The following is a 23,266-nucleotide window of genomic DNA, read 5'->3' as shown; positions in this document are numbered from 1 at the left end:
TATGATTGAAATCAGCAAAATATCAAAACGTTATCAAGACACAACCGTTCTCGATAATATAACAACAACAATTCAGCGTGGCGGTATTACTTCGATCATTGGCCCTAATGGCGCGGGTAAATCCACATTACTTTCTGTTATTGGACGTTTATTAATACCTGAAAGTGGCATGGTCAGTGTTAACGGAATGGATGTTGCGGCAACAGATAGTGACGTACTGGCAAAAAACCTTTCAATACTGCGCCAAGAAAATCAATTCGTTAGTCGTTTAACCGTAGAGGAATTAGTCGGTTTCGGGCGTTATCCCTACAGCAAAGGGCGTTTAACGCTTGATGATAAGAAAATAATTGATGAGTCATTAGCTTTTTTAAATCTCACTGAATTTCGTCATCGCTATCTCGATGAATTATCGGGTGGGCAACGCCAACGCACTTATGTGGCAATGGTGCTATGTCAAGATACAGAATATGTCATGCTTGATGAACCACTGAATAATCTTGATATGAAACATGCGGTAATAATGATGAAACTTCTGCGAAAAGCCGCAGATGAATTAGGAAAAACCATTATTATCGTTATTCATGATATCAATTTTGCCTCTGTTTACTCTGACTATATTTTAGCCATGCGTAACGGACAATTGTATTATCACGGTTCACCCAAAGAGATCATGAAAGCGGATATTATCGAAGATATTTTCGACACCCCCGTTAGCGTTAAAGAGCTCGATAATAAGCTAATTGCTATGTATTACTAATGCCATTTAGCCGATTATCTTCAATAAAAAGCATGTTGTTCTTCTCATTAACAACGTGCTTTTTTATTGCTTTTTCCCTTGCTGAAGTAACTCTGAATCAATATCTTCAAAGATAGATTGCCATTCATTATCATCAATATCCATCAATCCAAAATAACGCAGTAAAAAGGTGCCTTCTGTCGCTAAAAATGCCAATCGTGCACGTTTTCCCGCTTCTGTTGTCGTATCTACACCCGCTAATCGTTGTTGATACCACTCTTTTGTACTTTGTAGATACTCAGGCGTCTGTAACAATGCCGCCATCAAACTCGCACCTTTAGCAAAAGAGACTTTATCGTGATGATGAGTGGCATGGATATGTGCAGCAACACGATTTTCTGGCGAGTTATCGTTTTCAACACTCTTTTTAAACTGCGCTTCATAGTGACCTTCCCAGTGTTCAAACATGGCATCAATCATCGCCTCTTTACTGCTAAAACAGTATTGAACACCCCCTTTAGAGATCCCCATTTTTTTTGCAACGGTATCAATCGTCAATGCTGCAGCACCTTGTTCCATAACGATATCGAAGATCGCTTCTAATAATTTTTCTCTATCAATCGTTCTTTGCCGTCCCATAAAAAAACCTCTTTTCAATACGACCGTATGGATTTATATTGTAGCCGTTAGTAAAAATAATACACATAAAAATAACTGAGATTTCTATGATAAAAGATTATAAACGTTGGATAGTACTACTTTTGGTATCGAGTATGCTGTTTCTCATTGTTGTTGATGTAACAGTGCTTTATACCGCATTGCCACGTTTAACTCATGATTTAAACGCAAGTGCATCAGAAAAACTTTGGATAATGAATGCCTATCCATTAATTGTTGCTGGATTATTACCCGCAGCAGGTATGCTCACAGATAGGATTGGTCATAAAACATTATTTATTAGTGGATTACCACTATTTGCGCTCGCTTCATTGTGCGCGGCATTTTCACCTTCGGCTACCGCTTTAATCGCATCTCGGGGTTTTTTAGCTGTGGGCGCAGCAATGAGTATGCCAGCAACACTATCAATAGTGCGCCAAGTTTTTAGCGATCCACAAGAGCGTGCTATTGCGATTGGAATTTGGTCTGCTGTTGCCTCAGGCGGTGCGGCGTTAGGACCCTTAATTGGTGGAATGTTGCTTGAACATTTTTGGTGGGGCTCTGTTTTCTTAATTAACGTCCCTATTGTTCTTTTGGTATTACCATTCTCTATTTGGCTTATCCCTAAATTTTCAGGGCATGGTGATCATAAAATTGATTATTTAAGCTCAGTACTGATCCTAGTAGGTTTAATCAGCGCCATTTATGCCTTAAAAGAGATAGGAAAACCTTATAAACAGTGGAGTGAAGCCACGATTGCCACCGTGATTGCAGTGGTTTTTCTCACTCTATTTACCTTACGTCAGCGTAAACAAACTCACCCAATGATTGATTTTGGGCTATTTAAAAACCGCTTTTTTAGTATCGGTATTTTAATGGCTGTGCTTTCTATGGTGATCATTGTAGGTATTGAATTACTGCTCAGCCAACGCTTACAGCTTGTCGCAGGTTTTACCCCACTTAATGCAGCGTTGGCGATTTTACCCATTCCTATTGGCTCCGTACTTGCTTCTCCATTGGCAGGCTATTTCTTGGGTCGTTTAGGAGAAGTTCGCTTAATTATTGCCGGATTTATGCTTACTTTAGTGGGAAACCTGTGGTTAATTGCCGTTTACCAAACTACATCGCCAATGGTGTTAATGGGTAGCTTGTTCTTAATCGGCTTTGGTTTAGGCATTATTTTTACCACTGCATCAACGTCAATTATGTTGAGTGTGGCTGATAGACAAGCGGGAATGGCAGCATCCATTGAAGATGTAGCTTATGAGCTTGGTAGTGTGATTGGCGTGACATTTATGGGCAGTTTAATGAGTACAGTGTACACCTTAAAACTCGTACTGCCTGACTCATTAGCTATCAGCGATGCAGTCTATGACAGTTTAGATGAAGCTCTGATTGTGGCAGAAAAACTGCCAAATGACATGGCTTCTCTTGTAATATCTCAAGCAAATATAGCCTTTGAAAATGCCTTTTTCGTGGTGTTAACCGCGACGGCAATAATTACTGCACTTAGTCTATTTATATTGCCATTGATATTGCGTCATAAGCGTTTATATTAATTTTTAAGCGATACCTTTCCAAGCTGATATAATTTATCACTCTGAAAAAGTATCGCTATTATCAATAGGGAACTTCTAAAACTCGATTAATTTCACCAGACGCTAATAAACAATCTAAACTCTGTAAATTTGTTTCAATCACATTATTAATATATTCAATGTTAGATTGATGAATATCTCCTTCAGCATTCAATACATCAATCAAAGGCCTTGTGCCTAAACTTTTGTATTGTAATAAATAAAGGTCTCTTGTTTTTTCTGCTGTTTGTATTTTTTCTTTTTGTGAATTCATCATAGATAAATTACCCGTTACTTGAGATAACGCGACATTTAATTGCTGCTTAGTATTGATCGATATTGTTTCATATTGATACTGGCTAGCGAGTAATTCATTCGCTGCTTGAGACATTTTTGAATATTTACCTCCCCCTTCAAATAAAGGAATATCCACGTTAAGTTTAATCTCTCTTCTATCTGGATCATAATCTACATTATCGTTTTTATTGACATTTGTTCGATAATTTCCTTCTAAATAAATTGTTGGGAAATTATCTAATCGTGCATATTCCATATTTTTCTTTGCAAGTTCATGATCATATTTAGCCAGTAATATATCGATTGATTCTGCCCCATGATCTGCATATTGATAACAAACATTAGAAAGATTGGCATAAGTAATGACAGGAATTTGAGAATAGTTTACCGCATTATTCGTGTAATTTTGTAATAATGCACTCCATCGTGCTTGTTGTGTTTTATAGCTATAGAGCAATGCTTGTGCTGAAACAAGTTTATTTTTACTTTGTACATAGTCAGCTTGTGTAGAGGCTCCTAATGAAGAACGGCTCATCGCTAATTGTTCTATCTCACTAAAGCCTTCCACCTGTAATTGAGCAATATTCACTAAATTATTATAAAGAGAAGTATAAAAGTAAGCTTGTGAGACTTGATAAATCAGATCTTGCTGACTTTTTAAAGAAACTATTTTTTCTCGGGCAAAAGAAATTTCTGCAGAATCCACTCTTGTAGACGTTTTCCCAAAATCATACACCATTTGTCTGACGGTAAAACGAACATCCGAACCTTTATTATTATTTCCATACCGATCCTTATTTTCATAGAGCTTATTATCCATTCCCACGCTGACTTGTGGAAAATAATCTGCTCGTGATCCATCAATCATGTCTTGAGCTGCTCTCGCTAAGTATTCACTACTTCTTAATGATGGGTGCCAATTTAAAGCTAATCCCACCACAGAAGGGAGTGACTGTTTCTCAATACGTGTTTCGGTTTTTTGTGTTGGTACTAATATATTAGATTGAGAGCCAATAACATTAATTGGGTTTATCACATTCTGAGATATATTGGCGTTATTAGGCGTTACACGCTTATTTTCTTGTCTCGATTTAACCTCTTCATTCTCTTTTTCTAATGTCACTTTTTGGGTATCCACATGTGGATGTAATAGTGATATATCCGCAGGTTTTAATTGTTTGCTTTCTACTGATGATAAATTTTGTGTCTTATCATTTTGTTGAGATAAAAAACGTTTAGGCGGTTCCATTTCTTTATGAATATCAATAATATCTATCGTAAAAGAATTAACAGAGTCAGTTTGTAATATTGCGTTTGCTGGTTGTATCCCAGTGCCACCTAATGACAAAATTGATCCTATTAGTAAAACAGTATGTTTGATTTTTTTCATTTTATTAACCTATTACCGTTCTCTTAATGCTTCATTAATTTTATTAAATGGCTTAATTAAATACTGCAATACTGTTTTACTGCCCGTTGTTATTTCGACTGAAGCAATCATACCTGGCGTAATAGAAAATGATTTTCCCGCCTTATTCACTAAATAATCTTTATCGGTTTTGATATATATTTTGTAATATGTCACATCGCTTTTAACTTCATCTTTTACCGTATCCGGTGAAATAACATTGACAGTTCCTTCTAATCCACCATAAATAGCATAATCATAAGCCGTTATTTTAACTTTGGCTTGTTGCCCTGGATGAATAAAGGCTATATCTTTTGGTGATATTTTAGCTTCAATAATTAATGTATCTTCCAACGGGACAATATCCATTAAAATGCCATTTGGAGGAACCACGCCACCAATTGTTGAATTCTGGATATTTTTCACAATACCTTTAACCGGTGATGTAATCGTTGTTTTTTGTACAAAATCTTGCCGCCCTTTAATTAAAGGTGCCAAGCTATCTATTTCAGCCATTATTTTCGCTAGCTCTTGTCGTGCAGTAACATAAAAATCCGAGGTGTATTCTTGTGTTTTACTTTCTAAATCAATCAATTCCTTTTCTAATCTTAATACTTCGACGGTACTACTGGCACCTTGCCGAGCAAGCTCTTTATTAATATTTAATTGCTGACGAATAATGTGCTTACTCTTTTGCAAATTAGCGAGTGTTTGGGTAAGTTTTTGTTTACGTGATAAATAAAGTTTATTTTCATAATTAATTAATTCAATTTGTGTTTGTAACTCTTCAGGGAAAACTAAATTAACTAATTTATGTTGATCAACTTCGGCTTTTAACCGAATAGATGTTGCTAGAGCTGTATTATATTTCGCTTGTGATTCTTCTAGGCTTGATGCTGTTCTTGTTGAATCTAATGTCGCTAACGTTTGTCCAACTTGAACAATATCCCCTTCTCTCACAAAAATATTAGTTACAATCCCACCATCTAGAGATTGAATAAGTTGCTCTTTAGAACTTGGAATGATTTTCCCATTCCCTTTTGTCACCTCGGCAACTTCAGCAAAATAAGCCCAAATCACCATAATAAATAAAAAAGTAAAGATAGCCATGATGATACGATTTGCTCTACTGGCTTTAGTATCATCAATCAAACCAAATTCAGCCGCATCACCAATACTGTCTTCAATAAGATAGAGATCTTTATCTTTTTTATTCGTAATATAACGATAATCAGCAATAAGATTTTTTATCCGTTTGAAAAATCCCACTTTTTCTTCTTGAGTCTGCTGTACTCCTTGATTATGTTGTTGATTTAAACTTTCTAATTCTTTCACCAACTTATTCATCTCATCAGGAGATACAGTATTCGATGGATTATTTTGTTTATTTTTCATCTGTTACTCCTGAAAGCATTTTTAATGCAACCGCTTTGGGTTTATCCAATACAATCTTGCCACCCGAAACAACAATAATGCGATCCACCAGTTCTAATAATTTTTTTCTATGAGTGGTAATAATAAATGTTTTTCCAAGAGATGTTTTTTCAATATTCTTAATAAAATTAGCTTCAGTAATATCATCAAGAGATGCAGTTGGCTCATCCAATAGTAAAGTTGTTGGTTTTTTCAATAATAAACGACTCAATAATAATGATTGTTTTTGCCCTCCTGAAATACCAACACCACCTTCTTGAATAATATAATTAATCCCTTCTGGTAATTTATTTATAAATTCAGCAGCACCTGTTTCCTCAAGAACTTGATAAATTTCTTCATCGGTGGCTAATGGATTTCCTAATGTCACATTATCTCGAATAGTACCGTAAAATAATTTGGCATTTTGGCTTAAATAACCCACATCTCTACGTAAATCTGAAGGATCTAAGGTATTTAATTCAATATTATCTAATGTTATTGTTCCCTCTTGATATTCCATCTTACCAAAAAGTGCCGAAAGTAAAGAGGATTTACCCGCACCGTTACGACCTATAATCGCGATTTTCTCACCGGGTTTAATTTCTAGTTCATTTATATATATCGCATAATTTTGGCTATTTTGATTAAATTTAAAGCCAATATTTTCTAATTTATAATGACCTTTAATAAAAGGTAAATGGACTTTTTTAATAGACGTAGGATGATCAACGGGTAACTCCATAATAGACGTCAGCCCTTTTATTGATACCTTAGTTTGCTGCCAACGCGTAATGATATTCGCCATTTGAGAAATAGGCCCCATCATTCGAGAACTTAATATAGAAGAAGCGACAAGTGCCCCAGTGGAAAGCTCACCACTGATAACTAAAGGAGTTCCCATACAAATCACTCCCACAAAAACACTATTTTGAATAAAATAAGCCATGCTACTTAATTTATGCGTTAGGTGTTTTAGCTTTAAACTGGCTTCGGCACTCGTTTTTGTATAATGGATCCATTGCTGTTGAAAACGGTACTCTGCCTGCATGGCTTTTATATCATCAAGTCCTTGAACTGATTCAACAATCATACCGCTACGTAATGTGCTTTCTCTCATTGCTTCGTTGGCAAGTACAAAAAGTTTTTTCTGTGCTAATAACCCTGGCGTTATCATTAAGAAAAAACCCGCTAATGGAATGACGCAAATAATTCCGCCAATCATATAAATAATAAAGAGGAAAAAGAGAAAGAAGGGTAAATCTGCAATGGCTGCGACGGTACTAGACGTCATCATTTCTCTAATTTGTTCAAGATCGCGCAACTGAGAAATAAAAGAACCTGTAGAAGGTGGGCGATTACTGTCTTTTATCCTTAAAGAATGCCCATAAACACGATCTGACATGCGTAAATCAGCTTTTTTTCCTAATAAATCAATTACGCCATAACGTAACATTTTAAGAATATAATCAAAGATAAAAGCAATCAATACACCCACAACCAAAACAAACATCGTTGAATAAGATTGGGATGGAATAATCCTATCATAGGTTTGCATAGAATAAGTGATCCCAGCCAAACCCAAGACATTAATAATAAATGTTGCCATAATGACATATTTATAAGGAGAAACATCTCTTAATAAAATACGCCATAGCCAATGCTTTTCTGTGGGTTTAATATATAAATCCACTCTTGGGTCAGGCCTGTCAACCATTGGTCTAAAAATAGCAATTCGTTTTATATTTTCTTTTAGCGTATCTATATCAACATCAACAGCTAGACCATAATCACCACTAAATAATATTGTTGCGTTATTACCTTTTATATTTTGAACTATTCCTACTCTGCCATCATGACTTTCAATAACAACGGGTAATGACCAAACATTAAATTTAAATTTTTTGCTGTCTATAAATTTAGCAACCAAACAACATTGTCTAGCTAATAGCTTAATTACATCATCATAAGAAATATTATTTTCATACCATTTAGCCGTAATGTTGATATTTTCTGGCGAAAAATCCAATCGATAATGATTAGCTATATTTATAATCGCTTCTTTATAATTTTCTAAATAGCAATGAGCGTTATTATTTTCACTATTTTCCATAATAATACCTTAATATGGGAAAAACATCCTCATGCCATATTGGCACGAGGATGTTGATTATTTATTTTATTTTTATAGATTTAGATATTATGAGTTGTCCCCATATCTTCCTCTGTTATTAGTGTTGCAACCTGATGAGATTCAATATTTCCATCATGTGCCGTTTCACTAACAAAAAGTGGAGACTGAATTGCATGTTCTGTTTCTTGAGAAGCTGGAACAATATTATCAATATTAATATTGGCCTGACTTGCATCCGTTAACAATTCACTTAATTCAGGCAACTCAACATTATCTTGTTGCTCATTCGATATGATTTCTGAAGCTTCACCTAATTGAAGTAGTGCCGCGATATCCAGATTATTTGAATCTCCATCAACGTCAGTATCTGTATCGGTATCAACGTCAGTGTCTGTGTCGGTATCAACATCAGTGTCTGTGTCGGTATCAACATCAGTGTCTGTATCGGTATCAACATCAGTGTCTGTGTCGGTATCAACATCAGTGTCTGTGTCAGTATCAACATCAGTGTCTGTATCGGTATCAACATCAGTATCTGTGTCGGTATCAACGTCAGTGTCTGTGTCGGTATCAACATCAGTGTCTGTGTCGGTATCAACATCAGTGTCTGTGTCAGTATCAACATCAGTGTCTGTGTCGGTATCAACATCAGTATCTGTGTCGGTATCAACATCAGTGTCTGTGTCACCTGTTGATGGTTTAGTTGGTGCGATAGGATCAATATCAATATCGTCAAAGTTGATGCCATCATTTGAATCTTGGTCTGTAGGCGGCTCTTGTGTATTTGAATTCACATTACCTTGTACAGATAAATAGTTTTTACCAAGAATAAATGCGTCACTTTGAATATGCTCCCACTGACCACCTTCATAAGCGATTGCAGCATAAATCCATTTCAGATCAGGATATTGGTCTGTTGTTACCCCTTCAATTTTGACAACTTTTTGACCACCAATCATTTGAACAACGCCAGTACCTACAACAGTTTTATAGTCGTAGAAATCATAGACTTTTATCTGTTGCCCTACTTCAAATTTGGTACTCTTCAAGTAAAGGTGTTTTTTATTATCTACCCAAGCCGTCACATCTTTCGTGGTAATGTCAGCATATTTGCCAGTTATTAAATCGCTATGAATTTCAGCTGGTGACTCTTTCTTACCAAAAGAAGCACTCTTAGAAGATTCATTTTCACCCACACCAACGCGGCTAATGGCTAAATTGCTCGAATCACCTAACCCTTTAACGGTATCCCATGAATGTGCACCAGAGTATTCCGTCACCACACCCACAAATTTACCGTTATGTAATGCCACATGACCTTTACCAACTTCTTCAAAATCTCGTATACCTAACAGGTTTGTTGAGACTTTATAGAGAGTAAAGGCATCACCTGCTTTCAAACCATCACCCGTGATCATAATCGTATGGTCTTCAGTGATGTATGCTTCGACATTCTTAGGTGTTGAAGAATCTTTAACCTTAAAGCTACGGCTAATATCTGATGTATCTTTTCCTAGCTCTTTTTGATAGCCATACAGGTAACTTAAATCATTACCACTCGACTTGATATTGTTTGCGGTTTCTTTATCTACAAAAATATCAACGTATTTACTGCCATCAGTACGAGTATGCACAGTACCTGAACCAAATGTTTTATCGACAGTACCGGAAATATTGCCTAGCCATGCGCTATACCACGGTAAGTCTTTACCTCCTAATGTAAAGACAGCACCATCAACAAGTCTGGCACCTTCGATATGAATTTTACCGTCATTGGTAACAGTAATATCCAATGCCGAATCCAATGCACCCGCTGGTTTCTGTGTTTTTTCTCCCGTACTTAAATAAGGGTCAAACATTTTCAGAGAATTAAGTGCATCGTTATAATCTTGCTGTAATTCAGCTAGTTTGATCTTCGAAATCGTTCCTGACAACTTAGCTTCGGTCATCACTTTATTCGCAGTTTGTAACTGTGTATAAAGCGAGTTGTAAACTAAATCTTTTTGCTCTTTGGTATCTGTTGCATTGAGTAATTTCTCAATGTTTTTTGATTCAGAAACAACATTATCAATTAATATTTGAGCCGCGACGATTGGATCTTCAGCTGACAAATTATTGACTGAAATGTTGAGTTTATTCAGATTAGCCTGAACCATATCCAGTGGTGCACCATCAATAATTGATTGCTCAACTAATTGATAAGCTTCACTCAGTTCTGCAGCTAATTTCTGAACAGCATCATATTTCTCACTCGCACTCTTAATACCTGACAGCTCTTTTGAAGAGGCATAAGCCTGATTCGTCATCTCTGTCAGTTGAGTGATGCTATTCCATGCTTTTGAGAATCCTTCAATTTCTTTACTAAATTCTTCAATTTGGTAATTGTAATACGCTAATTTAACGTCTTTAACGCCTTTCGCGGAGTACTCTTCTGATAACACTTTCGCATCATTTAAAGCACGAATTGCAATTTTGTACTGCTCTTCAAAGACAGCATGATTAGAAAGCGTTGATTTATCTAAATTGATATGTGCGTTATACACAGACTCTTGCAGTAAACTCATGACAACATCGAGGTCAGCAAAGGCTTGCTCGCCTAACTGTCCATGGAATTCATTCATCAAGTTTACTTTGGTTTCATTAGCAGTATGCGCTGCACTATTAAGATAAGTCGTGCCAGCACTGTCTAATCCTAGCTCTTTCGCTTTATTAGCACGTTCTTTACCTTCGGCTAACAACGCGTTGGCTTCCGTTACGATAGATAAGAACTCAGTTGGATCTTTGATTACTGAAGTTGGGTCTTTTTTCAGTAGCTCATCGGCTTTTTTATACTCATTTGTCGCAGTGGTTAATAACTCTAAAGAAAGCGACATACGTGAATAAGCATCGATTTCCTGAAGAACCCCTTTTGGATAATCGAGTTTATTATCAAGTGAGTTGTAATACTTGTTGAGTTGATCTGTAAGATAATCTGGAACACCTTTGCTAGAAGCATTTGATACCGCATCTTTAGCATTATTCAGACTGTCTTGAGCCGCAATGACACTATTTTTAATTGCAGTCGCTTGCTGAATAGAAGTAATGTTGTTCTCTTTTGCTTCAGCCGCTTTATCAACCGCTTTTCTAACAGCAACCTCAGCTTCCGTTATTGCAGCTTTGGCATCGTTATAAGCTTCAATAATATCTTCTTCCGTAAGTTGATTATCTTTTGCTTGAGCAATCAATACTTCAGATTCATTATTTTGTTTATCAACAAGCGTTTCTGTTTCCTCAAACTGCTTATCGACACCAGTGAAGGTTTTCAATAAAGCATCTTGTAAAGAACCAGCACTGATTGATGATTTAATATTGCTGACAACATCATCATATAAGCCTTTTGCTTCAATCAGTTGTTCTTTGGCTTCTAGCGCTTTAGCCAGTTTTTTCTCTGCTAACAGAATATTTTCTGCTGTTGGTGTTTTAACAGCTTGTTTCGCTGCCATTAAAGCATCATCAGAGAGTGTTTTGGCATTATTTAATGCAGTATCAAGTGCGCTTTTGAAAATACCTAATTTTGCTAATGCATTTTCAATATTCTCTGGTGATTTATCTTTAGCCAGATCATTAATTGCATCATTCGCATCTTTAGCTTTATCTTCTAAACCATCAATATCAATCGCATTCAGAGTTAAGCCATCTAACGTAGTTTGCGCTGAACCAATCGTATCATGTGCACTATTAATACCTTTTAATGCATGTTCAATTAAACCTTGATCCACACCATCAATGTTTGCCGCATCATTAATGACACTGTGCAGTTTTTCTATATTCAGCTCAGCTTTATTAATAATATCTTGGGCATCTTTTACTGCTTTATCAAAGTTCTTAACATTGGCAGGATTTGGATTTTTCTGTGCATGATCAAAAGCTGTTTGTGCTTTATCTACTGCTTTAATCACTTCGTTTAATTGCGCATTAATAACATTATCAACATTTAACAATGCTTTATTAATAGCGTCACTATCACCTGAGCCAATTTTATCTTTAAGATGATCAACTAATTGACTGATATCATCACCTTCAAAATCAGGTAATTTTTCATCAGGAATAGCATTTTTCGCTTTCGCAATATTTGCCCCAGCTTTACTAATTTCATTGTCAAAGTATTTAATATTGGCAATGTATTCTTTAAATTCTGGGTTATTTTCTGGTGTTAAGCCTTTACTAATCGCTTTTTCAACAGTCTTTTGTAAGTCGCTGGTATTCTCTTTAGCTAATGTATACAGCTCATCAGCAGTATTAAGTAAATACTTCACATCTTGTAAAGCTTGCTGATATTCAACGCTAGACTTATCCATTTCGGCAAGTTTTAGTGCTGCATCTAAGGCTTCTAAGGCTTTACTTGTAAGCTCTTGAACTAACTCATTGTTATTATCAATAGCTGTTTTTAATGCCTTATTGAAATTATTGATACTCTCTTTATTTTTTGGATCTAATTTATCTAATGCTGTATTTAAATCATCAAATACAACATGAGATTCAATTTCCTGAATCTGTTTATTCAGGTTATTGGCTTCTTTTTTCAGATCATTGAGGCGTTCTAAAAGCTCTGCTTCCGTCGCTTCATATTTCGCAATAACATTGCTACCTACACCACCTTTTAAGGCTTTATCTAATGCAGCTTTCACTTTCTCATCAGCTAATTCTGCATTTTCAATAGCTTTAGTGAACTCATTTAAGACTGTTTTCGCATTCTTAATATCTTGTTCTTTAGGTGATGTTGATTCCAATAGTTTTTCAATTTGACTATTTGCTGTTATGCCTTTTTTCTGAGCTTGAAGAATTTCAGTATCAAGTTTATCCAGCGTATTTTTGATATTCGCAATTAAATCAGGATCACCTTCCTGGTTATGTAAATTATCGAGAATATCAAGTGCATTATTAAGTGCATTATTCGCACTAAGTAATGAGGTATCAGCTTGATCAGCTAACGCTTCTGTAGCAATAAGATCAATACCTGTACCTTGTGCTTTTTCGATCAATGTATCGAGATGATCTTTACTATTTTGCGCTTTTTCGATGTATTGAGTCGCATCACGAACCGACTGTTCAGCAGCTAATAAATCATCATAATTACCTGATACTTTCGCTTTTTCAGCGTCACCTTTAGCAATATTCGCTTTTTCTTCAGCTAACTTAGCTAAATCAGCCACCAACTCTGCCGCTTTCTCTAAGCTCTCTTTTGCTTTGGCCTTATTCTCATCCGTTGGATCTTTAATCACATCATCAATTGCAGTATCTGCATCATCTAATGCAGGTTCTGTAATGTCTGAAGTTAATTTATCTAGGATATTTTGAGAAATAAGAAGGTCATTTTCTGCCGTTGTCAGATGTTCAATCGCGCTGTTTAAATCAGTAGCAGAATTTGTCGTATCAACACCTTTACTTTCTGCCTTATCAATTAATTGGCTTAATTGCTCTTTCGCGATATTTGCTTTATCAAATGCTTCTTGCGCTATTGCTAATAATGCTTTGGCAGCCAATACATCGTCAGATGTTAAACTTTCACTTGCTGTTTCTGCTGCAACTTTTGCTTCATAAGCAAGTGTTTGTGCTTTTTCAGCTAATGTCACAACGTACTCAGAGGCCGTGTCTAAAACCTCTTTAACTTGCTCTTTTTCTTCATCTGTTGAGTTTTCATCAAGATCATCAAGGCCTTTTTCAGCATCATCCAATGCACCCTGACCATCAAGATCTGCTTTGATACTGGCTAATGTATTCTCAGCATCACTCACAAGATTTAATGCATTATCAATATGTTCATTCGCAAGAATAAATTCTGCCGTTGCATCCTGAACATTAACTTGTTTTGCTTGCGCTTTTTCAATCAGATTTTCTAATTGTTGTTGCGCTTCTTGAGCTAATTTAATTGCATCTTGAGCGACAACGACCGCATCGTAAGCCAATTGAATATCTGCGTCAGATTTACTGATAGCCGCTTTATCTGCCGCCTGTTTTGCAGCTTCTGACAATGTTTCAGCTTTTTGCGCTAATTCAGAGCCATATTTAACTGCATTATCAACCGCTTCTTTTGCTTTTTCTAACTTATCTTCTGATGCATCTTTACCCAAATCATCGATAACACTATTAGCATCATCAATTGGATTTTTATCATCCGTTTTACGTAAATCTTGGATAATGGCATCAGTATCATTAATCAGTTGATGCGTTGTATCAAGATTCGTTTGGGCCTGTTGAGCATCATCTAACGCAACCTCGGTTGAAACACCTTTTTCTTGTGCTTTAACAATAAGTTGGTCTAATTCTGCTTTTATTTGCTCAGCATGAGAGAATTCAACTTTGGCTTTCTCTAATAGAGCTTCAGCTTCAACAAGATCAGTCTGTTTACCGCTATTGAATGCTTTTTCTGCCGCTGATTTAGCAAGTTCAGCCAGTGTCAGTGCATTTTCTGTTACCGCAACGACATATTCAGATGCTAATTCAACCGCATCTTTTGCTTGCTCTTTATCTTTCTCTGATGAATTCTCATCTAAATTATCAATAATTTCAGTACCCTTATCTAATGCATCTTTTGCATCATCAATAAGTTGTAACTTATCAAGAATTGACTGTGTTTCTTTTAGATTTTGAGTGGCTTCATCTAATGAGATTTGAGATTTATCAGCATCAATTTGAGCATCCGTTGTATCAACACCTTTGCTTTGTGCTTTTACAATTAAGCTATCTAATGTCGCTTTAGCGTCATTTGCTTTATCTAATGCTTCATCCGCTTTAGCAAACAATGTCTTAGCGGCAGCAAAATCTTTCGCACTACCAGAGATCAATGCTTTTTCTGCTGCTAGTTTGGCACTACTAGATAAAATTTCTGCTTTCGATGCTAAATTAACCACTAAATCTGAAGCAGCATCTAAAGAGACTTTTGCTTTAGCTAATTCATCTGGTGTTGAATTTTCAGTTAAATCATCAATCAGATCATTAGCTTTATCTAACGCATCTTGCTCTTTCAGTAAATCATTCACCATATCCAAAATATTTTGTGTATGACTTAAAATATCATTGGCGTTATTAATGTGTTCTTGTGAAAGAAGTGCATCAGATTGGGCTTCATCTGTATTAATTTCTTTAGCTATCGCTTTCGTAATTAGCGCATCCAACTTATCTTTAGCGACTTGAGCCTTATTAACTGCCTCTTGTGCTTTTTCTTGCAATAAAAGCGCGGTGTTCAGATCTTTTTCTTTGCCAGAAATGAGTGCTTGTTCAGCTGAATCTTGAGCCTGCTTAGCCAAGATTTCCGCTTTTTCAGCGAGGCCAACCACATAATCAGAAGCTGCATTTAATGAGGCTTTAGCTTCTTCTTTTTGTGCATCAGTTGGGTCTTCTGGTAAATCTTCCAAAATATCATCGGTTTTATCCAATATATTTGTATCTTCACCATTAGTTTCTTTATCTAACATATCAATAATAGACTGCACATTCGCTAACGTATGAGCAGCATCATCAATATGCCCTTGAGCCTTATTTGCATCAATTTGAGCATCAGTGGTATCAACATCTTTTCCTTGAGCTTTTTGAATTAAAGCATCAAGTTCAGCTTTTGCTTGTTTTGCAGTATTTAATACTTCACTAGCTTGACTTAATAACGTTTTCGCAAAATCAATATCTGCTTTATTCTCGCTAATCAATGCCTTATCAATAGCCGCTTTGGCCATATCAGCATAAAGATCGGCTTTCAATGCCAATGCAACAACATATTCAGAAGCCGCATCTAACACTTTTTTCGCTTCCGCTTTTTCTTCTTCTGTTGCTGTATCTTTATCTAAGTCATCAATAATTTCGTTACCATCATCGATATTTCCACCTCCATTTTCGGTTGTGGTCAATGTATCAATGATTTTTTCAGCAGCACTAAGTGCACTATTAGCGTCATCTAACTGACTTTGCGCGTTATCTGCCACCAACTGCGCATCAGCGGTATCGACCCCTTTGGCGTTTGCTTTGCTGATCAGCGCATCTAATTTGGCTTTTACCGCTTCGGCATTAGTGACTGCTTCTTGCGCCGCTTTCAGTTCCGCTTGCGCTTGGGCTAAATCGGCTTTATCACCACTTATTAACGCCTTTTCTGCGGCGGTTTCTGCCGCTTTAGCTAACGCTAAAGCGTCTGTGATTTGTTGACCAATCAGCTCTGCAGCGTTATCCAGCTTCGCTTTCACTTCCGCTTTTTCTTTCTCTGACGCGTCATCCGGCAGATCGTCAATTGCCGTATCAGTGTCATCAATCACGTCAACATCTAGCAGGCTATCGATGATTTGCTGAGCATTTTCTAAGGCTAATTGTGCGTCATCTAACTGACTTTGCGCATTATCTGCCACCAACTGTGCATCAGCGGTATCGACCCCTTTGGCGTTTGCTTTGCTGATCAACGCATCTAATTTGGCTTTCACCGTTTCAGCGTTAGCAACAGCTTCTTGCGCCTCTTTCAGTTCCGCTTGCGCTTGGGCTAAATCGGCTTTATCGCCGCTGGCTTGTGCTTTTTTCGCGGCGGTTTCTGCCGCTTTGGCTAACGCTAAGGCGTCTGTGATTTGTTGACCAATCAGCTCCGCAGCGTTATCCAGCTTCGCTTTCACTTCCGCTTTTTCTTTCTCTGACGCATCATCTGGCAGATCGTCAATCGCCGTATCAGTGTCATCAATCACATCCACGTCTAGCAGGCTATCGATGATTTGCTGAGCATTTTCTAAGGCTAATTGTGCGTCATCTAACTGACTTTGCGCGTTATCTGCCACCAACTGCGCATCAACGGTATCGACCCCTTTGGCGTTTGCTTTGCTGATCAACGCATCTAATTTGGCTTTCACCGCTTCGGCATTAGTGACTGCTTCTTGCGCCGCTTTCAGTTCCGCTTGTGCTTGGGCTAAATCGGCTTTATCGCCGCTGGCTTGTGCTTTTTTCGCGGCGGTTTCTGCCGCTTTGGCTAACGCTAAGGCGTCTGTGATTTGTTGACCAATCAGCTCCGCAGCGTTATCCAGCTTCGCTTTCACTTCCGCTTTTTCTTTCTCTGACGCGTCATCCGGCAGATCGTCAATCGCCGTATCAGTGTCATCAATCACATCCACGTCTAGCAGGCTATCGATGATTTTTTCTGCTGCATTCAGCGCGCTATTTGCGTCATCTAACTGACTTTGCGCGTTATCTGCCACCAACTGCGCATCAACGGTATCGACCCCTTTGGCGTTTGCTTTGCTGATCAACGCATCTAATTTGGCTTTCACCGTTTCAGCGTTAGCAACAGCTTCTTGCGCCTCTTTTAGGTCGGCTTGCGCTTGGGCTAAATCGGCGTTATCGCCGCTGGCTTGTGCTTTTTTCGCGGTGGTTTCTGCCGCTTTGGCTAACGCTAAGGCGTCTGTAATTTGTTGACCAATCAGCTCTGCAGCGTTATCCAGCTTCGCTTTCACTTCCGCTTTTTCTTTCTCTGACGCGTCATCCGGCAGATCGTCAATCGCTGTATCAGTGTCATCAATCACGTCAACATCTAGCAGGCTATCGATGATTTTTTCTGCTGCATTCAGCGCGCTATTAGCGTCATCTAACTGACTTTGCGCGTTATCTGCCACCAACTGTGCGTCGGCAGTATCGACCCCTTTGGCGTTTGCTTTGCTGATCAACGCATCTAATTTGGCTTTCACCGCTTCGGCATTAGTGACTGCTTCTTGCGCCGCTTTCAGTTCCGCTTGTGCTTGGGCTAAATCGGCTTTATCGCCGCTGGCTTGTGCTTTTTTCGCGGCGGTTTCTGCCGCTTTGGCTAACGCTAAGGCGTCTGTGATTTGTTGACCAATCAGCTCCGCAGCGTTATCCAGCTTCGCTTTCACTTCCGCTTTTTCTTTCTCTGACGCGTCATCCGGCAGATCGTCAATCGCCGTATCAGTGTCATCAATCACATCCACGTCTAGCAGGCTATCGATGATTTTTTCTGCTGCATTCAGCGCGCTATTTGCGTCATCTAACTGACTTTGCGCGTTATCTGCCACCAACTGCGCATCAACGGTATCGACCCCTTTGGCGTTTGCTTTGCTGATCAACGCATCTAATTTGGCTTTCACCGTTTCAGCGTTAGCAACAGCTTCTTGCGCCTCTTTTTAGGTCGGCTTGCGCTTGGGCTAAATCGGCGTTATCGCCGCTGGCTTGTGCTTTTTTCGCGGTGGTTTCTGCCGCTTTGGCTAACGCTAAGGCGTCTGTAATTTGTTGACCAATCAGCTCTGCAGCGTTATCCAGCTTCGCTTTCACTTCCGCTTTTTCTTTCTCTGACGCGTCATCCGGCAGATCGTCAATCGCTGTATCAGTGTCATCAATCACGTCAACATCTAGCAGGCTATCGATGATTTTTTCTGCTGCATTCAGCGCGCTATTAGCGTCATCTAACTGACTTTGCGCGTTATCTGCCACCAACTGTGCGTCGGCAGTATCGACCCCTTTGGCGTTTGCTTTGCTGATCAACGCATCTAATTTGGCTTTCACCGCTTCGGCATTAGTGACTGCTTCTTGCGCTGCTTTCAGTTCCGCTTGTGCTTGGGCTAAATCGGCTTTATCGCCGCTGGCTTGTGCTTTTTTCGCGGCGGTTTCTGCCGCTTTGGCTAACGCTAAGGCGTCTGTGATTTGTTGACCAATCAGCTCCGCAGCGTTATCCAGCTTCGCTTTCACTTCCGCTTTTTCTTTATCTGACGCATCATCTGGCAGATCGTCAATCGCCGTATCAGTGTCATCAATCACATCCACGTCTAGCAGGCTATCGATGATTTGCTGAGCATTTTCTAAGGCTAATTGTGCGTCATCTAACTGACTTTGCGCGTTATCTGCCACCAACTGTGCGTCGGCAGTATCGACCCCTTTGGCGTTTGCTTTGCTGATCAGCGCATCTAATTTGGCTTTCACCGTTTCAGCGTTAGCAACAGCTTCTTGCGCCGCTTTCAGTTCCGCTTGTGCTTGGGCTAAATCGACTTTATCGCCGCTGGCTTGTGCTTTTTTCGCGGCGGTTTCTGCCGCTTTGGCTAACGCTAAGGCGTCTGTGATTTGTTGACCAATCAGCTCTGCAGCGTTATCCAGCTTCGCTTTCACTTCCGCTTTTTCTTTCTCTGACGCGTCATCCGGCAGATCGTCGATTGCCGTATCAGTGTCATCAATCACGTCAACATCTAGCAGGCTATCGATGATTTGCTGAGCATTTTCTAAGGCTAATTGTGCATCATCTAACTGACTTTGCGCGTTATCTGCCACCAACTGTGCGTCGGCAGTATCGACCCCTTTGGCGTTTGCTTTGCTGATCAACGCATCTAATTTGGCTTTCACCGCTTCGGCATTAGTGACTGCTTCTTGCGCCGCTTTCAGTTCCGCTTGTGCTTGGGCTAAATCGGCTTTATCGCCGCTGGCTTGTGCTTTTTTCGCGGCGGTTTCTGCCGCTTTGGCTAACGCTAAGGCGTCTGTGATTTGTTGACCAATCAGCTCCGCAGCGTTATCCAGCTTCGCTTTCACTTCCGCTTTTTCTTTATCTGACGCATCATCTGGCAGATCGTCAATTGCCGTATCAGTGTCATCAATCACGTCAACATCTAGCAGGCTATCGATGATTTGCTGAGCATTTTCTAAGGCTAATTGTGCGTCATCTAACTGACTTTGCGCATTATCTGCCACCAACTGTGCATCAGCGGTATCGATCCCTTTGGCGTTTGCTTTGCTGATCAACGCATCTAATTTGGCTTTCACCGTTTCAGCGTTAGCAACAGCTTCTTGCGCCGCTTTCAGTTCCGCTTGTGCTTGGGCTAAATCGGCTTTATCGCCGCTGGCTTGTGCTTTTTTCGCGGCGGTTTCTGCCGCTTTGGCTAACGCTAAGGCGTCTGTGATTTGTTGACCAATCAGCTCTGCAGCGTTATCCAGCTTGACTTTCACCTCTGCTTTTTCTTTCTCTGACGCGTCATCCGGCAGATCGTCAATTGCCTTGTCGGTATCATCAATCGCCTTTTGCTGCTCTAATTCTAATTGTAGTTTTTCTAATAACTTACCTAACTCATCTAATGTTTTACCAAGAGAGTCAGTATTCGTTGTTAATAGCTCTTTTGCTTGATCTATAATTTTTGAATCAACTTTAAGCTTTTCACCTTGCTCAATTAATTCATTTAATTCGCTTTTTAATTTATCAATTAGGGCAAGTGCTGTTGTTGCATCTTTATGAGCTTCTAGCGCTAAATCTAGATCTTTTTCATCCCCTGTTTTCTGTGCTTTTTCAGCTGCCTCAGCCGCTTTATCAACAAGGTTTTTTGCCGCATCAATAATTTTTTTCAAATCTAATGACTTATCGACAATCAGTTTTTCAACTAACTCTTTTTCACTTGGCTGTGGCGGAGTAACGTGATTTGATGAACCTCCACTGCTACTGCTTGAAGAAGATGCAACGGCGATACCAGCACCAAGTACTGCGGCACCAATAGCAATAGAGAACCATTCCCCTCCCGTTAGACCTAATACACTTTCATCACCAGTCGCTTCATCTAACTTATTAAAAATAAGCTCTAACTTGTCTGAATTAGGTGTTAAAGATGCTTTGTACTGAACACCATCCATTTCTACAATAAAGTAGTTATCAGGTGTATTAAAAAAATCATTAATAACTAATTTTTCACCATTATTTTTAACAATAATAAGGTGATTTTCGTCTTTAATGATTGTTTTTATTTCCGATCGACTTATTTTTATAACTTGGCCTTTCTCTATACTAATTTCATTCCCAGTCTGATTGTTCATAAATAATCTCACCGTTAATAATCAATCTTTTTAGAGTGTCTGCTTAGGATTGGTTATATTTATATAAGATTATGAAATACGCGTATTAAGTGTATTTAATTAATCTTAAATTCACATTTAAATATGAATTAACTCTACATTTCTTTAAACAAATAAAGCCCCTATCGCAAAGAGCAATAAAAAAAATAAATAGAATGTAGGTATATAAATAACCTTATTGGTATCATATAAGCAATATTATTTAATTAAAGTCTTTAAAAGATAGGTGACGTTAATTTAGAGATAAAATCCAATCCATATATATAGATATAATTATTTGTTTTCACAATTAATGCTATTCTAAATAAATTTAAATATTGAAATATATTTTTTGTTAATTTAATGACTTATTTATATGGTTTACATTTCAAAAAACCTTATTTATATATCCCCAGCATAATCATAAACAGATAATCTTATTTAGTATAAAAATACCCATAAAAATAAAATTTTATAAGAAAAACTATTTTCAGCCATATAAACGCATGGAAACCTAGAATATTAAATTATCATTTAAATATACTTAGTGATTTCTTTTTAAAAAAAGATAAAAAATAGGTTAAGAGATTATACCAGTCAAAAATAATCAATTAATTCAAAACACTAGAAGTAAATCACTGATCAAGTTCAACCATAAAAGATAAATCTATTCCATTTTTAAACGCTTAAATCAACAAACAAAAAATAAACAATTTTTTAACAAATAACTTAAGAAAAATAAATACACTAGTATATTTACTCATTTTTATACGCTTCTATTTCCGTTTCCATTTTATAATCAACTATAAAATGAAAAACTTTAACTTTTTATTCTGTTTAAGCGTGCATTACTCTCATCTTTTAAATGTATTTTAAATAGAAGAAATCTATTGTTCGATCTACTCTCTTTTTGATACACCAATAACCTCCTTATACAGGGATTTCTTGGCTTATTCGTTTTTTTCGGCGTCGCATTACTCAATTTTTGCCGATAAGAGAGATATCGAATACTCAGATAAGAGATTGAATTCAGATCATTAAATAACCTAAATTTATATGTTTGATATAGATATCAACTAAAACCTATCGATATCCAGTGCATCCATACTAAAGTGGGAAGGCGATTGCCCCATCTGTTTTTTAAACATCGTGGAGAATGAACCGGCGCTGTTATAACCCAAATCAAAGGCAATTTCAGTAATACCGCGTCCTGATAAGATTTGTGTTAATGAATTCAATAAACAGACTTGTTGTCGCCATTGTGAAAATGACATTCCTGTTTGTTGGCGGAAAAAACGGCTAAAAGAGCGCTCACTTTTATGTAATTTATCTGCCCATTGTTGCGGTAAAGAATCTATTTTGGGATTACGAATAAAATCACGACATAATTTAGCTAATTTACTGTCTTGTGGAATAGGTGCAAAAAATGGTAACGGTTTTGCTTTCGCTAATTCACATAGGATGAGCTGCATTAAAAGACCATCTCGTCCTTTTTTATCATATTCTGCGGGCACATCTACGGCTTCAAGTAATAGTTGGCGAAAAAGAGGAGAAACACTGACAACCTCACATTGTTTGCTATATCGAGGTGCTGCGGAAGGCTCAATATACAAGCTTCGAGTGCTCACATCTAACATACGCGTTTCATGCCCAGTTTCTGGTGGGATCCACACACCACAAGACGGTGGAATAACCCACTCACCATCATCTGTACTCACTTCAATTAAACCCGTTGCAGGATATAAAAATTGGGCTCGACGATGTTGATGCGTTTCTAACAACGTATTGGGTAAATAGTCTGTACCCAGCGCAATAACATCTCGGTCAAGTGAATCAACGCTTTTTAAAGGTACATTTCTCACAATTTGGGTCGCTCTCTTTTTATTTTCGTTCTTTTAATATAACAGTTATCCCACACTCTACACACTGGCAAATAATGACCTATATAATTAAAATCGTTATATATTTAAATAAATAACGAAAATACCTTATGTAAAATTTCAACCTTCTTGATATCTATTTAACAAACCCTATTAACAATCAAAAAACGAGCTTTTAACACCCCTTGTAAATAGGCTGAAATTCGAATGTCGTTGTCTGGTTTTAGAATGTTGGCAAAAGATTAATCAACTACTATCCCTCTCGCAGATGTTATTTCGAGCATTCTGCAATTATCTATGCATTCAATAATAATGCAGCGGATACCAGACATTCCCTTTATTCATAGCCTAGAAAAA

At 37.8% G+C, this 23,266-nt stretch carries 9 protein-coding genes; 2 read left to right on the top strand and 7 right to left on the bottom strand.

Annotated elements, in window-relative coordinates; genetic code table 11:
• Nucleotide 1: 1 nt before the first annotated feature.
• Complete coding sequence (locus GTK47_RS03035) at nt 2–757, top strand: ATP-binding cassette domain-containing protein (protein WP_165122098.1); 756 nt, start codon at nt 2–4, stop codon at nt 755–757.
• A 63-nt stretch (nt 758–820) separates the two neighbouring features.
• Here the strand turns inward: GTK47_RS03035 and GTK47_RS03030 are convergent, their stop codons facing one another.
• Nucleotides 821–1,375, bottom strand: coding sequence for a TetR/AcrR family transcriptional regulator (locus GTK47_RS03030; RefSeq protein ID WP_165122097.1), 555 nt, complete (start codon nt 1,373–1,375; stop codon nt 821–823).
• An 86-nt stretch (nt 1,376–1,461) separates the two neighbouring features.
• Between GTK47_RS03030 and GTK47_RS03025 the strand changes: the two genes are divergently transcribed.
• On the top strand, nt 1,462–2,952 hold the full coding sequence (locus GTK47_RS03025; protein ID WP_165122096.1) for an MFS transporter: 1,491 nt from the start codon (nt 1,462–1,464) through the stop codon (nt 2,950–2,952).
• A gap of 61 nt (nt 2,953–3,013) precedes the next feature.
• Here GTK47_RS03025 and GTK47_RS03020 read toward each other — a convergent pair whose 3' ends face one another.
• The 6 genes from GTK47_RS03020 to GTK47_RS02995 all read right to left on the bottom strand — a co-directional run bounded on the left by GTK47_RS03020 (nt 3,014) and on the right by GTK47_RS02995 (nt 22,891).
• Nucleotides 3,014–4,657 (bottom strand): TolC family protein, encoded by a 1,644-nt coding sequence (locus GTK47_RS03020; protein ID WP_165122095.1) that lies wholly within the window; start codon nt 4,655–4,657, stop codon nt 3,014–3,016.
• 12 nt (nt 4,658–4,669) lie between these two features.
• A complete protein-coding gene (locus GTK47_RS03015) occupies nt 4,670–6,070 on the bottom strand; it encodes an HlyD family efflux transporter periplasmic adaptor subunit (RefSeq protein WP_241256061.1) in 1,401 nt (466 codons plus the stop codon).
• On the bottom strand, nt 6,060–8,201 hold the full coding sequence (locus GTK47_RS03010; RefSeq protein WP_165122094.1) for a type I secretion system permease/ATPase: 2,142 nt from the start codon (nt 8,199–8,201) through the stop codon (nt 6,060–6,062). The genes GTK47_RS03015 and GTK47_RS03010 overlap by 11 nt, the downstream gene beginning before the upstream one ends.
• An 80-nt stretch (nt 8,202–8,281) precedes the next feature.
• Nucleotides 8,282–18,319, bottom strand: a complete 10,038-nt coding sequence (locus GTK47_RS03005) for a hypothetical protein (RefSeq protein WP_165121735.1) — start codon at nt 18,317–18,319, stop codon at nt 8,282–8,284.
• Between the two features lie 10 nt (nt 18,320–18,329).
• Nucleotides 18,330–21,011: a hypothetical protein gene (locus tag GTK47_RS03000; RefSeq protein WP_165122093.1), complete on the bottom strand. Its 2,682-nt coding sequence runs from the start codon at nt 21,009–21,011 to the stop codon at nt 18,330–18,332.
• Between the two features lie 1,094 nt (nt 21,012–22,105).
• Nucleotides 22,106–22,891, bottom strand: coding sequence for a helix-turn-helix transcriptional regulator (locus tag GTK47_RS02995; protein WP_165122092.1), 786 nt, complete (start codon nt 22,889–22,891; stop codon nt 22,106–22,108).
• Nucleotides 22,892–23,266: the final 375 nt, after the last annotated feature.

This window comes from Proteus sp. ZN5 (assembly GCF_011046025.1).
In the GTDB taxonomy this organism is placed as follows: domain Bacteria; phylum Pseudomonadota; class Gammaproteobacteria; order Enterobacterales; family Enterobacteriaceae; genus Proteus.
Note: the sequence above shows the minus strand (reverse complement) of the source record. Positions and strands in the feature narration are given on the sequence as shown.

Coding starts and splice junctions, on each gene's coding strand:
- GTK47_RS03020 (WP_165122095.1), bottom strand. CDS start 4,657: ATGAAAAAAATCAAACATACTGTTTTACTAATAGGATCAATTTTGTCA.
- GTK47_RS03000 (WP_165122093.1), bottom strand. CDS start 21,011: ATGAACAATCAGACTGGGAATGAAATTAGTATAGAGAAAGGCCAAGTT.
- GTK47_RS03015 (WP_241256061.1), bottom strand. CDS start 6,070: ATGAAAAATAAACAAAATAATCCATCGAATACTGTATCTCCTGATGAG.
- GTK47_RS03030 (WP_165122097.1), bottom strand. CDS start 1,375: ATGGGACGGCAAAGAACGATTGATAGAGAAAAATTATTAGAAGCGATC.
- GTK47_RS03025 (WP_165122096.1), top strand. CDS start 1,462: ATGATAAAAGATTATAAACGTTGGATAGTACTACTTTTGGTATCGAGT.
- GTK47_RS03010 (WP_165122094.1), bottom strand. CDS start 8,201: ATGGAAAATAGTGAAAATAATAACGCTCATTGCTATTTAGAAAATTAT.
- GTK47_RS03035 (WP_165122098.1), top strand. CDS start 2: ATGATTGAAATCAGCAAAATATCAAAACGTTATCAAGACACAACCGTT.